The organism is Rhizobium etli 8C-3, from assembly GCF_001908375.1.
Lineage (GTDB): Bacteria > Pseudomonadota > Alphaproteobacteria > Rhizobiales > Rhizobiaceae > Rhizobium > Rhizobium etli_B.
On record NZ_CP017241.1, the window covers coordinates 3,077,345 to 3,093,066 of the forward strand.

Consider the following 15,722-nt stretch of genomic DNA (forward strand, 5'->3'; position numbering starts at 1 on the left):
CCTAGGCGAGGGCTACGCCCGACGGAAGAAACCGACTGTCAGTAGCGGCCAGATTCGGCACGAGTTCTTCCCACAACGATTTTACCCGTTGAACCCCAACTGGCTAAGCCGAGCGTAAAGACCGTCGTCAAGCTTCGCAAGCGCCTCGTGATTGCCCTCTTCGACGACACGGCCCTGCTGCATGACGACGATCTTATCGGCACGCACGACAGTGGAAAGCCGGTGGGCGATGACGACGACGGTGCGGCCGGTCATTGCTTGGTCGAGAGCTTTCTGGACGGCAGCTTCGGATTCGGTGTCGAGGGCGGAGGTTGCCTCATCGAGCAAGAGGATCGGAGCGTTGCGCACTAGCGCGCGGGCAATCGATAGTCGCTGGCGCTGGCCGCCCGACAGCGTCACGCCGTTTTCGCCGACGGGGGTATCGTAGCCGTTGGGCTGCGCCAGGATGAATTCGTGGGCGTAGGCAAGCCGGGCGGCCTCTTCCACCTCGGCGTCCGTCGCATCCGGCCGGCCATATCGGATATTGTTGCGGATCGAGCCTTCGAAGAGGTAGGGTTGCTGCGATACATAGGCGAGCTGCTCACGCAGCGACTGTTTGGTGACATGGGCGATGTCCTGCCCGTCGATCAGGATCTCGCCGCCCTTCGGATCATAGAAGCGCGGGATCAGATTCATGATCGTCGATTTTCCGGCGCCGGAAGGGCCGACAAGCGCCGTGGTCTTACCGCCTTCGGCAACGAAGCTAACGCCGTTCAGGACGGTCTCGGTGCCATAAGCAAAGGAGACGTCGCGGAACTCGATCCGTGCCTCGGTCGGCCTCAGCGGCTTGGCATCCGGCAGGTCGCGCTGGCGTGGCTCCATGTCCAGCAGTTCGTAGATCATCCGTGCGTGGACGGCAGCCCGCTCCATCTGCACTTGCAACTTCGCAAGACGGCGGAGCGGATCGTAGAGCAGCAACAGCGCCGTGACGAAAGAGAAAAAGGCACCCGGCGGTACATTAAAATAGATCGAGCGATAGGCGGCATAGGCAAGTATGCCCGCAAGCATGAGGCCGGCAAAGCTCTCGGTCACGGGTGCGTTGCGTTCAGATAGGCGAGCAAGCTGATTGGATCGATTTTCGACCGCAACGATGACGTCTTCGACCCGCGCCTCCAGCGCGCGCTCCATCGTAAAGGCCTTAACCACGGAAATGCCCTGGATCGTCTCCTGCATGGTTCCGAAGAAAATGCCGTTAAGGCGGATACCTTTTAACGCAACCTCTTTGAGTCGACGCGAGAAAAATCTGAGCCCAAAGAGCAGAGCCGGTGCCATCAGCAAAACGACGATGCTCAGCAGCGGATCCTGATAGACCATCACTGCGAGCAGCGAGACGAAGGAGAGCATGTCCCGCGCCGTCGACGTTACCGTCAGATTGAGAACGTCGCGTATGCCGGAGATATTCTGGCTCAGTAACGCAGCGACCTGCCCCGACCGTCGTTCGTCGAAAAACTCAAGCGGAAGCGTCATCAGATGAGCCGCAAGCCGCTTCTGGTAGCGGGCCACGATACTGTTGCTGACCCTCGAAAGCGCAACAGCCTGACCGTAACTTGCAAATCCTCGGATGACGAATGCGGCAAAGAGCGAGAAACAGATCAGCCATACGAGCCTTGCGTCTTTACTGACAAAGGCCTCGTCGACAATGCCCTTCATTGCGTAGGCCGTATAGGCAGTAGAAAGCGCGACCGCAGCGAGGCAGGCAATTGCGAAGCTATAGCCAGGGATATGGTCCCGGAAATTTTCGGAAACCACCCGCTTCAATATCTCAAGAGTGCGGACGTTCGGTTTTGCTGGAGACATGAGCGCTCGTATGAATTTCCCGCCGGCTCAGCCAAGCGGTGGGGTCGAGCTGGCGTCTTACTGGCCAATGACCGGAAAGTCGAGTATTCATCGCGCCTGATAAAACCGCGCGACTGCCAGGAGGCGTTCGGCTGATCATCTTTGCACAGCCATCAGATTCATGTAAACGCTGCGGCAGAACGCGACTGCCATTAACTTTAGAATGGGGTCGGGCAGCAGATTGACGTCACGCTGCTGTCACGAGATCACGTGGCCGTTCGCTTACTGGCAGCCTGCTAGCGTTTGCCGCCTCGGGAGATTGCCAGGCACGAAAAACGCCGCAGGATCCTGATCTGATCTCCTGAAAGACAATGACTATGCGAGAGACGGTTCCATGACAGTTCAGGACGTAGATCAGTTCTGCTTCAATCTCCGTAGTGTCATCGCTGGAAGGAGGGTCTCGCTGGTCGGCAATGCAGCGTCACTGCTCTCCACTCGCTTCGGTCAGCAAATCGACGATGGATGCGTCGTCAGAATAAATTCCGGAGTGCCAATCCGGCCAGCGGCCCAGGGTCGGAGGATCGACATCCATTGTTTCAGCACAAGATCAAGCTTCCTTTACAACATGGGTCGCGCATCCTGGCGTGTGCGACTTAAGAGGCGCTATTTTGACGGTGTCTTTTCCGTCTGGATGAGCGCGATGGAACGCGAACTGTGCGAAGATCCGCAGCAGGCCTTTTATCCTATCGCATTGCTGGACGATTTGACGGCTCGGCTAGGTGCGTCTCCCTCGATGGGCTCAAGAGCCCTTCACATGCTAACCGAATTGACGGAGGCCGAAATCTGGATGTTCGGCTTCGATTTCAAGGAGAGCGTGAGCTACTATCGCCGGAAGGACAACCGCGGCCCGCATGACTGGGCTGCGGAACGAGATTACACCTACTCTCTGGTCCGTGAAGGTCGCGTCGTCCTGATGCGCTGAGCCGTCGTCGCCGCTTCAATCGATACCGCTAGCGGAATCGGATGCTTTTCACCGAACGTCCGACAGAAACCGCCGTACGTTAGCCCCGAGCGCAACCCGCACTCCTCGCTGCTCGGCAGCAGAAATATAGCGTCCAATCACGTTCTTTTCCCGGACCGGATCATGCACGAATGACGCCGCCGCCCACGCGCGTGCCTCATCGGCAGTCGCGACCGCGTCGTTGTAGCCGACAAGATAAGGCGTCTGAAAGAACGTGAAGCCGTGGATGGCGACTTCTTTGCACTGTGCGCTTAGAAAAAACAGGATTGCACTGGCGCCGACCGTCGGTTGAAATCCGCCCAGCTCGCGCCGCACACTCTCACAAAAGCGAGTTGAAGGCACCATCAATGCGGGGCCTTGAAAGCCCTGGAGTTCCTCGCGCTTCTTGTACAAGCGAGATTTACTGCCTTTGAAGCCCCAGTGGGGAAACACTAAGAAGCGAACGCCGTGCTCTCGCAGTAAAGATGCCGGAATTGCGCCCGCGCTTCGGTCACCGTGCTCTACGAGATTATGAAAAAGCACATCGGTCCGCGAGCCTAGAATGGACGGGCTTTTTTGAGCAAGTGCTATGCCGTTGTTCAGTCGGACGATCACATCATAACCGTCAACAACCACGTTCTCGAGATCCTCGACAACCGTCTGTGCGGGGCCAATAATTATGACCTTTTTTCCAGCGAAGCCCGACGCATTCAGTGACTGTATTCGCCACGGGTTAAGCGGAGAAGCGGTAATTTTAAATCTCATCCACCGTTGGATTATATCCAAGGTGCGGCCAGTTTGCCTAAGTAGTCTCACGAATGCTTCTCTGGTCACGCCCGTTCATCCAAAATAGGGCTGCGCAGCTTTGACTGTGCTCGATCTCGATAATCGGCAATCTTGCTGACAATTTCTGCGCGTCGGTCGACGGCCTCCTTTACGATCTCGACATTCAGATACGCGAGGTTCGATATTTTCAACGGCAATGCTGCATCATTGACCACTGCCAGAACTTTCGACCGGTCAGTCAAAGGCAATACGGGTACACCCGCAAATGAAGCGAGGATGAGCCCGTGAAGCCGGTTCGTAATGACGACGTCACTAGCCTTCATTTCGGCTACGGTATCCTGCCAGGTTAGAGGAGCAAGAAATTGTGCTCCGTGGGCCTCGGCGCTCGGCTTTTGAACCGCAAAGTCCTCGCTTTCGCACGTTGTCAGGAGTGCAATCGAAATGCCGTGCGAGCGCAGACGTTGAAGCGCCCCGCTGATTGCAACCGCCTCCTGACTCGTTACTACGAGCAGCACCCGTAACGTTTTCCCACGAGATGCGGCCTCTACTCTCTTTCCAATCTCAGCTAGCGAAAAGACACAGTCGGCACCGAGCACAGCATCGAGACCAAGCTCCTTGAACATAGCTTCGGATGTGCTGTCGCGCGCGATGAGCGGGGCTTGAATGTGCGAAAAGTCGGCAGCTAAACCGCTCCGGGTGTTCACCTTCCAAAGGGATGAAGAGACCGAGACGGGATAGGAAAAGATTCGATCGGTGTGTGCAGCCATAGCTCTTAGCGTGGCGAACATGGATACTCCCGAGTTCTCGCCCGTCCACTGTGCTCCGCCGGCAATATAGACTCCTTCGTATCGCGAAAAAGTTTCCGCGTCGGAAGTCGCGTTTCTCGCCAAGGATCTGATCCTCGAAGCTTGGTAACGCTGCCGCAAGCGAAATAATCTCGCTATTTTGACCCTTAGCCGCTGGAAACGATGATTGTCGGTGAACGTCGTTCCCGCAAGTTCAAACGGCGGGGCAACTTTCCTAAAGGCCGCGAGTCTGGCGCGATCTACGGATACAAATCCTTGGGAATAGACATGGACAGGGTGCCCTGAACGCTTTCGTTCCAGATCGACGAGCATCGCATGCAATATTGCGAAGTCGCCTAGATTACCTTTAAGGTTGGCGAAAACGATCGCGACGGGAGCTTTCATGCTGTGCTTTCTTCGGTTTCGTTCAGTTTTGCGTGGCGTTGCATGTGCCGAGAGGCGCTGTCAAGATTCGTCGGGAGCGGAGTTTTGTTTTGATTGACGCAGTTGTTACTTGGGTCGATGGGGATGATCCTGCCCATGTTGCAAAAAGGGCGGTTTTTCAACCAAAAGCAATACATTCTATGGCTACCGCCTCGACACGCTTTGCGCATCGCGGCGAGATTAAATACTGCGTGTGGTCAATCTTGCGCTTCTGTCCTTTTATACGACGCGTATTTGTCGTCACTGACGACCAAAAACCTGACGCTCTGGAAAGCCTTGTAGCTGCGAACCCCGACTGGGCAAGTCGAATCGAAATTGTCAGTCACCGTTCAATTTACGGAGAGCATGACGATTTGCTCCCGGTTTTCAGCTCACGCTCAGTTGAGACGATGCTCTATCGCATTCCGGATCTCGCCGAACAGTTTATCTATCTCAATGATGACATTTTCATTGGACGCAGCTTAACAGCTGACTACTTTTTTCGAGACGGCAGGCCTGTGCTAAGGGGCCAGCTAAGGCGTTTTCCCAATAACTCAACCACGTGGTTCAAGGCCATTTTTCGTCGTGGTCCGAAGCGAGCAGGCTTCAAGGAGGCCCAGCAAATGGCTGCGCGCTTGGCAGGGCGAACCGATGATTATCTCCTTGCGGGACATCACCCTCACGCCATGCGAAGATCGACGATGGCCGCTTTCCTAGAGCAAGACGTTACAGCGCTGCGGGCTCAGGCTGGTTATCGTTTTCGCAGTCCCGCGCAATTTTCCCCAATCGGCCTTGCAAACAATCTGGAACTGGATAGCTCCTTCGTGGAGGAGCCTGCCGACTTTGGCTTTATCAAGCCTCCTCGAAATAAACGGGCGTCGGCTAAAATCGCTGCTACGATGCGCGCTCTGGTCCGCGGTGAGCTTGCGTGTATCTGTGTGCAGAGCCTCGACGCAATGACCGAAGAGGACAGTCGCGTTGTCTTCTCGGGCTTAGAAGAGTGGTTCAGCCTGTCACGCTAGTCTCGGGGATGAGCTCGCGCATCATCCTCCTACGAAAATCCTGTGAGTCGCCATCGAGCGTGGGCGAGTAAGATCCCTCGATGCCAGGACTTTTCAACCGCTTCAAAAGCGTGTGGGAGCCAAAGCGCTCTGCCGCTTCCCGTCGGCATGCGTTAATATAGTGGATGCGGCCCTCATCATCGCTCGCGAGTCTTTCGATGAGCCCTGCCACCTGATGTGGCTCGCAATAAAGCGCCAGATCACCGAACGTGGGTTCGAATGCAGGAGGAAGGATTACAGGAAGTCCCGAAAGTACGGCCTCGATTATCGTTCGCCCAAAAGCTTCGTCTCTGGTTCGTGCCGGGAAGTTTACAAACACATCAAGTTGCGAAAGGTAGTCTGCAACGCCCATCGTTCCGAACGGCTCGACCTCCCAGTTGGAGGGCAAAGCGCCTAACCGTTTTCTAACCGTTTCTGCTCCGCCCATGATTTTTACGACAATATCACTGCGGCAAGGGTAGGCAGCCCGAAGTTCCTCCGCATCTTCGAGCCATTTTCCGTCGTGGTCCCGGCCATGGCGTCCGATGACGACGGGGGCAGTCAGGTGCCTCCGCGGCGCAAAGGAGAAATCCTCAATTTTGAAAGCCGGTGGCCAATCGATCGGCGCCAATAAGTCCGGGCAAGCAGATTTCGAAAGGGCCTTCCTGGCTTCTTCGCGGATAATCGGGCTGATTGGATAGACACTCGAATGCGGAACTCCAATCCTTGCGGCGCGACGATTCAGCGCCTGCCAGTTGAACAGCGGTTTCCCATTCTCGCTCCACGCGGAATTGTTCACGACATACAAAGCCCGTCCGGCATCGATCCTCTTCATCAGATTGCGGAAAACCGGCGTCATAACCATGCGAGGGCCACGGGCGATAAGGGTTTGGCACTTGATGTGTTTGACGTTATGCGCGGGAACGATTTCGTCCATGAAGGGAAGGAAGCGTTCAGCCACCCAATTGCGTTTCCAAAGCGACCGTTTGACTGGGCAATGTACTATGATCGTGGTCAGTCCAGCGGCGGAAAACTCCTCGAGCTCAGTGACAGTGGTTGAGGCGTTTCCACCGACGAAGGCGCAATTCGTCACGATACAGACATCGACCGAAAAAGTATCCCCTTGTCTAAAGTTCGAGGCTTCGACGACGCCGCTAGGAGGGGGCTCAATCCATCTGGCGAACAATCGGCTTGATGAAGGGTATCGAGGCATCGGCAGTTCCAGTTAACGTGCTGCCCCATAACATAGAGCAGCGTTTAAATCGAGCAGGCATTCCCCAGGTACCATTCCGTTCGACGCTTCGGGATCGCTGAACGCTGCAGGTTAAGAAATCTCGACAGGCAACCGTTGCCGCGTGATCGCCACCAGGGCACACGATGTAATTCGTGCCAACAGCCACCTTTTAACAGCGGTATCGTTGGCCGACAGCCACGTGCCATTTAGAGATGAGTGTCGCTGCGGCGGTCCTATCGAACCGGCAAGAGAACGGATTGCAATCTGAGGGACTGCGTATTATCTGGAGGCAAAACTTAGAGAGATTCAATGAATATTTTGGCGCTGAACTGGCTCAGCAATAACATTGGCGACGACGTTCAGACGGTGGCTGTGATGCAGCATTTGCCGCGCGTTGACGCCTTCATCGACCGAGATCACCTCAACACATACGATGGCCCCCAAGCCATCCTGGTCACAAATGGCTGGTTTCTAGAAGAACTCGATAACTGGCCACCGAGCGAAGCGATTAAACCTATCTTCTTTGGCTTCCACGTACAGAAGCGAGCCAAGCCGACTATTGCCCGGCATGCAGCCTACTTAAAAAAGCATGAGCCCATCGGATGCCGCGATAGCGGCACGGTAGAATTCATCCGGAGTTTAGGAGTTGAAGCGTACCTTTCGCTTTGTGCCACATTGACGTTCGATGCGCCTGCCGAGCGAAAGCCTGACTCGATTTACCTTGTTGAGGCAGATCTCAGCGACTTAACGCCGAACTTTCGTAATAATCACGGGCTCAAACTGAAAACCGTCAGCCATCGGGTGCCAGAGACACCGACGGATGTACGTCTCAGGTTTGCACGCGAGATTATCGAAACTTACGGCCGTAAAGCGGCACTGATAGTCACCAAGCGCATTCACTGCGCAATGCCCTGTGTCGCTATGGGCATTCCAACCGTCTTCATCGGTCCCAAGACCAATCGCACTGCAATAGTTGAAGAGATCGGACTTCAGCGGCGTTCAAAGTGGCATCCTATCAATCACCCGTTTGCAAGTAGGGTTGCTGAGATACCGCCAGCATTGAACATTGATGGCATCAAAGCGCAAATCCGTCAGGACTTGCGAAGCAGGATCGCTGCAGCCCTGGCCTAGTCTAGCGTTGTCGCCAGCCCCGCGATGAAATCGCGCTTAACACGCTTACTCCCTCCAGTGATCCGCTACCCAGCGCGTCGGACGGATAAAATGCCGAAGATGCGCGAAGAACGTGTCCCGCTTCTGCCGTTTGCCCTTGTTGAAGCTTGCCATAAGATGTCCGACCAGATTGTCGGCGCCGCGTTCGTGGTATTTCCCGCTTATCGCCTGCTCTGGGCGAAGACCGCGGGGGAAGATGACGACTTTCGCGCTGTGGGGGAGCCGCGGTGCAAGGAAGTAATTGAGCGGCCAAGAACGCCGGCAATCTTGACGAAAGTGCAGAACCCACTCGCGCGGGAAGAACTTCGGACCATCCGGAACGTTTTTGGTTACGAAGCGCTGCTCAAACCGGTACTCATCGGCAATCACCTGTGGTGCCGCCTTAAATTTCTCTTGCAGCGGCGCGAGCTTGCCCACCGGAAATCGAAACAGCGATGTCTGACCCAGCTTTTCAAACGGCGTGGTCTGATTGCGCGCCATGACGACGTCATCGGCGCTGCCAACCTCAAAAAACGGATCGAGCGACGCAACAATCACAAGGTCCAGATCGAGAAACAAGACTGGGCCGCGGAGGGACCCTAAAGTTTCTCCCCAAAGCCTAGCCTTGTTCCAGATCCCTGGGGATTTCTCTGGCATTTTCGCGACGTCTAATGGTGGTAAGTCCTCGCAAAGAACCTCAGGCCGAATGCCATCGCGCTTATCCGTGAAACATGTGAACGTAAACGGCGGAGTTATATTTCTCGCAACCATGGCATAAAGGCGATTGATATAGGGAGGGCCGAACTTCGTACCCCAGTTTATGCAGATCACCTGTTTCGTGCCTGCCGCAGGTAGCGCCTCGCTCACAGCCATTTCCTCCGCCATTCCTTTTTTAAATCCCAATGCTCCAAGCCGTTTGCAAAGATCTCGCGCATGCCAGCAGACACAAAATAGCACGTAGCCATTGTTTCCATTGTCAGATGCCGCCTATTGTGACGTGTTGTCTCGAACGACATTGTTGCCGCCCCTGCTAACGATCAGATCGCGACCACCACCGACGATCCTGTTTCCTTCGACATTGTTGTTGTCAGCAAAGTCTGCATTGCTTGCGCTGCTGCCAAATGGATAGGCCGGATCGGTAAAGCAATAGTCCTTGCCGCCGTTACGGGATCCCAGCCAAACTGCCGGTTGCTTTCGGCCAGAAGAATAACGAAACGTGTTTTGCGTTATTTGATTGAATTCCGGTTTCTGGTGGCGAATAACGCCGCCTTCTCCGCAATTGCGATAGACGAATATTCCGCCATTGTCGGAGTTTTCGAACGTATTACGGGAAATCGTATTTCTTGCAGAACCATCGATAGCTATCAACTCACGCTTGTCCGTTTTGATGCTGAAGACGTTTCCGGAGATCGTGTTGCGGGCTGACTCGGCGTCAAGATATACGGCAACGGCGGTGCTGCGACCTGATATTTGAGACGATATCAAAGCCGCTCCTGTTACGCCCGGCCCCACATAGAACGGTATGCCACCGGGTGCTTCGATCCGAACTTTCTCAAATCTCACGTTGGCCGGCGCCGCGGCCTGGGCATAAGTGGTGTGATCAGGCTTGAGCGAAGAAGCCTTCATGACTTCTCCGTTCGCATTTTCTCCGAGACCGTAAATCCTGACAAATCCTCTGATCCGGCAGTTACGAATGGTGACATTGCGCGGAGCATCCCACTGCCCCGACGCAATCCGCGTCGAGCGAACGACGATCCCTGTCTTCTGCATCCGTGAACTACCGGAACTGACGTCGATCAGCCCCCCGCCACAATCAAGTACTGCGTTTGAAGCGGAACTTCCTTCGAAGATCAACTGACGGGTCACGACGTCGCGCGAAGACAGCTGGATATTGCACCGCAAGGAAACCGGCTCTGAACCAGGGGCCCTTATTTTGGAGATCGTCGCCTGTCCGCACGGTGTGCTTTGCCCAGCGTCTTCGCTTGGTGGCGAGGTGTCGGTGGGAGGCTCCTCGACCGGAGTTAATGGCCCGGTGTTTTCGTCATCAGGCGACGGCACGGAGGGGTCCGGCGGTCGCTGAGGATGCGGCCTCTGATATCCAAGATCGGGCTGCAAAAATGAGCTGTCAATATAGGGCGCTGCGCCCTGGCAGCCGACCAGCAAGGCGAGGCCCGTTGACATTATGACAGCTTTCGTCTTGTCGAGTATCATTCTATCTCCGTTGCCCCACGTCGCGCGAATCTCCACCCGATTTCTTACCAGATGTTCGTCAAGGAACGTCTATTTTCACAGGATGTTTGCGGATCGGCGGCTCTACGTAGGCGCCCGGCTCGTTGACATTTCGCACCAGCAACCTCGAGGCAATGCTTTCGGCTGCTGCCTTCGCTCCCTCTTTCGAATAGAAGTTGCCGCGAACCTGCACGGAGGCAGCGAGCAATCGCATGAACGCGCCAAGAAGCTTTGCCGATGGCGGTTGTGGATCTTGCCAGAAACGATCGATGGAACCTGGATCCGTCAGCCCTTCGATATCATAAATCGTCACTCCGAGCGTCTTAACGGGCTTTCCTGCCTGCAATGCGGAAAGCGCAGCTGTCGAATTGACTGTGACCATGCCCCGGCTTGCAGCGATCAGCGTCGAGAGATCACCGCCGTCGATAACCTGCACGCGACCGGACAGGCCGAGCGACAGGGCCGTGGCGTTCACATAGTCGTCCCAGTCGATAAGCCCGTTATCGAGCGGATGGACTTTGACGAGCAGCTTCGCTTCTTGCGGTGCGTGCTCGGCAAATGAACGCAGAATATAGCGGATCGCATCCCGCTGGCTGTGGAAAGGCGAATGGGCGCGCAGCTGATAGTCGGTTTCAATCTGCAGGGGATAGACAAAGAACGCAGCATTATCGGAAGACAGCTGGCCAATTCTCAAATTCGCCTCGCGGGCCCTCTTGCGGCCTGTTGCGAGCCTTCTCAGCCAGCCGGCATATTCGGCGAGCGGATGAAATAGCCCGTGCCGCCGGTAATGAGGATAAAAGAGCGAGAGGAACACGGTCGGCAGGTAATACAGGAGATCGGCGATCGCTTCGGAGAGGAAAGTGTGACTGTAGCGCCTGTTCCAATCGGGTTCCGGCAGGCCTTCCGCAGCCGCAAGTATATGATCCGGATCAGCGGGAAAGCGTGAGTTGGACGAAAGGCCCTCGCGCTCGATCGTCACCCAATCGGGCCTAAGATGCCCCATCTCGATTGCGTAGATCGAAACGCCCATCATGCGGGCTTCGGCGATGGCAGCACGGTGATAGGGTCTTTCCTCGCCGTGGACGATAAGGTCGGTGATCTTGCTGTCGGCGATGAGATGACGGACATAGCCCGACCAGGCGGCGAAAGGACCCCGATAGTTCAAGGCACCTCGCCTGCGCCAGAACAGCCAATCCCCGCTGTTGAGGTTGACGCGGAGGCACGCGCAGCCTGCTGCCTCAAGACGGTCCGCGATCCGGCAATAGAGCATGGACGATGGCCCCTGGAGAAACAGGAAGACGCGTTTCGCCTTCTCCTCTGAGCGGACCACCGGCACGATCATTGCGCCGGCAACTCTTTGCTGAGGCCGGCATAGCGCAGCAGCGTTCCGAGCAGGTTCCATGGCGCTTCTTCCCGCGGAGGAACAGGACGCTGCGAATGCGAGCGAGCGCGACCGAGCGGCACGATCACGTAATCGGTACGAGGGTCCGGAAACGGATCGGCGAAAGCCTTCAAGAGCGGCGCATGATCGCCGTAGAAGAGCAACCAGACTGGCCGGTCCAGCGTATCGAGATGATGGGCCAGGTTTCCAAGGGCGTGATCGGCGCGACGAAGGAGCTCGGAATAGATCTCCACAGAATCCGTGAGGTCACCGACGCGACCGGCCTCCCAGGGGCCATGGTTGGCCATTGAGGCGACGAACAGGAAATTCTTGATGTCCGGATCCTTTTCGATCTCGCGGATAACGCTTTTCGTCAGCATCTGATCGCTCACATAAGGGCCGTCGCGCTCCGGATTGTGATCGAATTCGTCGAGCATCATCATGTGATCGAAGCCGAGCTGCGGCATTGCCTTATGACGCAGGAAGAAGGTACGGTCATAGGGGTGAATGAACTGCGTCTTCCAGCCGGCATCCTTCAGCTTATTCGGCCAAACGACATCCGCATATTGGCTTGCGCTCAGATAGGGGTAGCTCGCATCGATATGCACGTCGTCCGGCTGAAGTCCGCTTAAGACTGCAAATTCTGTGCGAAGCGTATAACCGCCTTCGAACACGCTGGTCATGCGGCCCCACTGCGCCGCCCGCTTGCGCAGCCGATCAAGATTGGGAAGCTTCAGGTCTTTGACCTCGAAATGACGAAGGTCGATGAAGGATTCCGACTGCCAGACGACGATGAGCGGCGGCTCTTCGTCGCCGTCCGGATCCCAAAGATCGTGCAGCGCCGACTTCAGCATGACCGACAGCTCGTGCACGATCTTCTCGCGGCGGCGGCCAAGCCATATGATAAAATGCAGGACGACAGACGTGAACGTGCCGAAGCGGACCGTATTCTTCTTGATATCGATCGGTCCAACGAGCTGCTGAGTGGCCCGCGAAACCGGCCCGTTCACGGGACCATAGAAAAGCGCCAGCCACGGGCCGAAGGCAACGGCAAGTCCGACCAGCACCGAGAACAGCCGTGCGCTGTCAGGCAAGATGTGCGGCTCGAAGTAGAAATAGAGCCCGGTCACGCCGAAAACGTACAGGAACGAGAATATCCAGAAGAAGACGTTGAGCGAGGTCGCATAGAAAATCTCCTTGTATTTGAAGACATCGACGACGAGCGCGATATCGGAGAAAATCAACGGCTCTCTGATGAACTTGAATTTGGCGCGTGAAATCCCGGTGAAAATCACAAAGAAGCTCATCGTCGCCTGCATGGCGTAGATCGGCCGCCACGTCACCGAAAAGAACCCCGCAAAGACCAGAGCGATAACCGGAAGGCGCGCGGCAAGATCGAGCGCATAGCGCGCGGGTGTCCGCTCGATCTTGTTCTGGCGATAGACGACAGACGGCATCGCGAACCAGTCCGTTGCGTAGACGAAGAGGCACGTCAGGACGAAGCAGGAGGCAACCAGTAGAAAGGGGACATCATGTAAGCGCAACGAAACCATCGATTTTCTATTACCGGCAATAAATGCCAAATCCGATTAAAGCTTGGGCGTGTCAATGCCCGATGATATCCCTGTCTTCAAATGCACAGTCGATGACCTTGCATGCGTTTCCCTTACGCCACGCTTCAATCGATAACGGTACCAGCGCGAAAGCAGCGGCTTGATGAACGGTCCCAGATAGGCAAGCGCCATGAGAGATGGCGTAAAGTGGATCTTCGAGCGGTTGCGGTCGATACCGGCGATAATTCGCTGCGCAATTGCTTCGGCCGTCCACGGCTTCACCTTGCCCATGAGAACCTCGGCCTGCCATGGCCGCATCGTCATTTCGCGCTGATACTGGGGTGTCAGCGTGTCCGGCGGAAAGCAGATGGAGACGCGAATTCCCGTTCCGACAGCTTCCGCCTGAACGGCTTCGGCAAAGCCCTTGAGGGCGGATTTGGAGGCGCAATAGGCCGCATAACCGTGAAGGCCAATCAATGCGGCACCCGACGAGACCACCATGATGGTCCCCTGCCCCCTCGCCTTCATGCTGTGATAGACGGCACGGGCGGCATTTGCCGTGCCCAGGAGATTTGTGGTTATTTGCTGGTCGAAGGCCGCTGCTGGAAGAGCGTCGAAGGCGGCCGGTTCGACGATGCCGGCAGAGGCGATCAGCACATCGCAGTGGCCGTTTGCCGTTTCACAGGCTTTGACCGCAAATGCCAGGTCCTCATGTTTGGAAACGTCAGCCGAAAAGGCAAAAGCGCTTCCGCCTTTCGATGCAGCCTTGACCTCTCGAAGCGCCTGATCCAGGCGTTCGGCATCGCGTGCGATCAGCGAAACACGCTCGCCTCTGGCGGCGTAAGCCTTTGCGACTGCTAATCCGATGCCGCTTGAACCGCCGGTTACGATGACATGCATTGCATCGTCCTGCCTAAGGCTTGCCCGCCATCTGGTTCATCGGCAGGAGTTTCATGACCTTTTCGAAGTCGATCGAACCTAGGCCGAAATTGCGGTCCTGTAAATCTTTGAGCCGCTTCGCTGTCACAGTGACAGCGTGGGCAATCTGCTCATCCGTGTGATTGCAGGTGATGAAGAAACGCAGCCGCGCCATGCCCTCGGGAACTGCCGGATGGATGATCGGAAGCGCGTTTATGCCCTCTTCGAGAAGATCATTGGAAAGCTGCACGGCCCGAACGGAATCGCCGACGATCACCGGAACGACGGAATAACCGGTCGCAAGGCCGGTATCGAGACCGGCGTCCTTCGCAAGCCTGAGAAAGAGCGCGCCGTTGCGCCGCAGGCGGGCAGTACGGTCCGGCTCTTTTGCCAATATTTCAAGGCCGGTCAATGCCGCAGCCGCCAGTACCGGCGCCAGGCCGACACTATAGACGAAGCCACCGGCTTCGGCCTTCAAGACGTCCGCCAGGGCCTGGCTTCCGGCTATATAGCCGCCGCAGCTCGATGTGGTCTTGGAAAGCGTTCCCATCCAGATGTCGACGTCATGTGGATCGATACCGCAATGTTCGAAGCTGCCGCGACCAGTTTCTCCAAGGACCCCGAGAGCGTGTGCCTCATCGACCATCAGCCAGAAGCCGTAACGCGACCTTAGCTCGACCAGGGCCGGCAGGTCGGCGATATCGCCATCCATCGAATAGACGCCTTCGACAATCACCAGGATACGGCGGAAGTCGGAGGACAGTGTCTTCAGAACGGATTCGAGGTTCTCGACATCATTATGCTTGAAGAGACGTCGTGTCGCGCCCGATTGCTTGATGCCGGCAAGCGCACTGTTATGAATGAATTCGTCATGGATCACGAGGTCTTGCGGGCCCATCAGACAGCTGATCGCAGCGACATTGGTCAGGTAGCCGCTGACGAAGCAGACGGCAGCGTCGACCCCGTAGACCTTGGCAAGTGCATGTTCGAGTTCGACATGCACGGGCCGCTCTCCGGCAACCAGCCGGCTTGCCGACGCAGAAATGCCAAAGCGATCTATCGCCTCTTTTGCCCGCTGGTTGACGAGCGGGTCCGTATTGGTTGCGAGGTAGTCATAAGAGGCAAAGTTTGCGAATTCCCGGCCGGACATGACAGTCGTTGCACCTGCCGCCTTGTCATGAGACCGGTAGAAGGGGTTGCCGATGCCGGCCATCTGCGCCCCGATCTTCTGGGTCATCACCCGCTGGTATTCCGGCAATTCGTCGAATCGTGTCACCTGGCGAACCGGCGACTGAGGGTGGCGGTTCATCCGGGCTGTCCGGTTTCTGCCGGACGACTCGTTGGCGTGCCGCATCTGATCGAGCAGTCCCGTTTTCCGGTCCTGCGCCTTGCCTTCTGAATTGGTCATT

At 56.3% G+C, this 15,722-nt stretch carries 13 protein-coding genes; 3 read left to right on the forward strand and 10 right to left on the reverse strand.

Going from position 1 to position 15,722, the window contains the following annotated elements:
- Window positions 1–81 precede the first annotated feature (81 nt).
- Window positions 82–1,836, reverse strand: coding sequence for an ABC transporter ATP-binding protein (locus AM571_RS15370; RefSeq protein WP_074062156.1), 1,755 nt, complete (start codon window positions 1,834–1,836; stop codon window positions 82–84).
- A gap of 679 nt (window positions 1,837–2,515) precedes the next feature.
- Between AM571_RS15370 and AM571_RS15375 the strand changes: the two genes are divergently transcribed.
- Window positions 2,516–2,797 (forward strand): hypothetical protein, encoded by a 282-nt coding sequence (locus tag AM571_RS15375; protein ID WP_074062157.1) that lies wholly within the window; start codon window positions 2,516–2,518, stop codon window positions 2,795–2,797.
- A gap of 48 nt (window positions 2,798–2,845) precedes the next feature.
- Here AM571_RS15375 and AM571_RS15380 read toward each other — a convergent pair whose 3' ends face one another.
- Both AM571_RS15380 and AM571_RS15385 read right to left on the reverse strand, forming a co-directional pair.
- Window positions 2,846–3,580, reverse strand: a complete 735-nt coding sequence (locus AM571_RS15380) for a glycosyltransferase family 29 protein (RefSeq protein WP_074062158.1) — start codon at window positions 3,578–3,580, stop codon at window positions 2,846–2,848.
- A gap of 65 nt (window positions 3,581–3,645) precedes the next feature.
- Window positions 3,646–4,791: a polysaccharide pyruvyl transferase family protein gene (locus tag AM571_RS15385; RefSeq protein ID WP_074062159.1), complete on the reverse strand. Its 1,146-nt coding sequence runs from the start codon at window positions 4,789–4,791 to the stop codon at window positions 3,646–3,648.
- An 89-nt stretch (window positions 4,792–4,880) separates the two neighbouring features.
- Between AM571_RS15385 and AM571_RS15390 the strand changes: the two genes are divergently transcribed.
- Window positions 4,881–5,831, forward strand: a complete 951-nt coding sequence (locus tag AM571_RS15390) for a stealth family protein (RefSeq protein WP_074062160.1) — start codon at window positions 4,881–4,883, stop codon at window positions 5,829–5,831.
- Here AM571_RS15390 and AM571_RS15395 read toward each other — a convergent pair.
- The gene (locus AM571_RS15395) at window positions 5,815–7,062 is read right to left on the reverse strand and encodes a glycosyltransferase (RefSeq protein WP_155774459.1); all 1,248 of its coding nucleotides are present in this window, start codon (window positions 7,060–7,062) and stop codon (window positions 5,815–5,817) included. The genes AM571_RS15390 and AM571_RS15395 overlap by 17 nt on opposite strands.
- A gap of 330 nt (window positions 7,063–7,392) precedes the next feature.
- Here AM571_RS15395 and AM571_RS15400 point away from each other — a divergent pair, with 330 nt between their 5' ends.
- Window positions 7,393–8,214 carry a polysaccharide pyruvyl transferase family protein gene (locus AM571_RS15400; protein ID WP_074062162.1) on the forward strand — a complete coding sequence of 274 codons (822 nt, stop codon included), beginning with the start codon at window positions 7,393–7,395 and terminating at the stop codon, window positions 8,212–8,214.
- Between the two features lie 45 nt (window positions 8,215–8,259).
- Here the strand turns inward: AM571_RS15400 and AM571_RS15405 are convergent, their stop codons facing one another.
- The 6 genes from AM571_RS15405 to AM571_RS15430 all read right to left on the reverse strand — a co-directional run bounded on the left by AM571_RS15405 (window position 8,260) and on the right by AM571_RS15430 (window position 15,721).
- Window positions 8,260–9,117 carry a glycosyl transferase gene (locus tag AM571_RS15405; protein ID WP_237358491.1) on the reverse strand — a complete coding sequence of 286 codons (858 nt, stop codon included), beginning with the start codon at window positions 9,115–9,117 and terminating at the stop codon, window positions 8,260–8,262.
- Window positions 9,118–9,219: 102 nt separating this feature from the next.
- Window positions 9,220–10,443, reverse strand: coding sequence for a right-handed parallel beta-helix repeat-containing protein (locus AM571_RS15410; RefSeq protein WP_237358492.1), 1,224 nt, complete (start codon window positions 10,441–10,443; stop codon window positions 9,220–9,222).
- A 58-nt stretch (window positions 10,444–10,501) separates the two neighbouring features.
- Complete coding sequence (locus tag AM571_RS15415; RefSeq protein ID WP_074062163.1) at window positions 10,502–11,803, reverse strand: capsule biosynthesis protein; 1,302 nt, start codon at window positions 11,801–11,803, stop codon at window positions 10,502–10,504.
- A complete protein-coding gene (locus AM571_RS15420) occupies window positions 11,800–13,425 on the reverse strand; it encodes a sulfatase-like hydrolase/transferase (RefSeq protein WP_074062164.1) in 1,626 nt (541 codons plus the stop codon). Before AM571_RS15420 ends, AM571_RS15415 begins: the two co-directional genes overlap by 4 nt.
- A gap of 6 nt (window positions 13,426–13,431) precedes the next feature.
- Window positions 13,432–14,295: an SDR family NAD(P)-dependent oxidoreductase gene (locus tag AM571_RS15425; protein WP_074062165.1), complete on the reverse strand. Its 864-nt coding sequence runs from the start codon at window positions 14,293–14,295 to the stop codon at window positions 13,432–13,434.
- Between the two features lie 13 nt (window positions 14,296–14,308).
- Window positions 14,309–15,721 (reverse strand): aminotransferase class I/II-fold pyridoxal phosphate-dependent enzyme, encoded by a 1,413-nt coding sequence (locus AM571_RS15430; protein ID WP_074062166.1) that lies wholly within the window; start codon window positions 15,719–15,721, stop codon window positions 14,309–14,311.
- Window position 15,722: the final 1 nt, after the last annotated feature.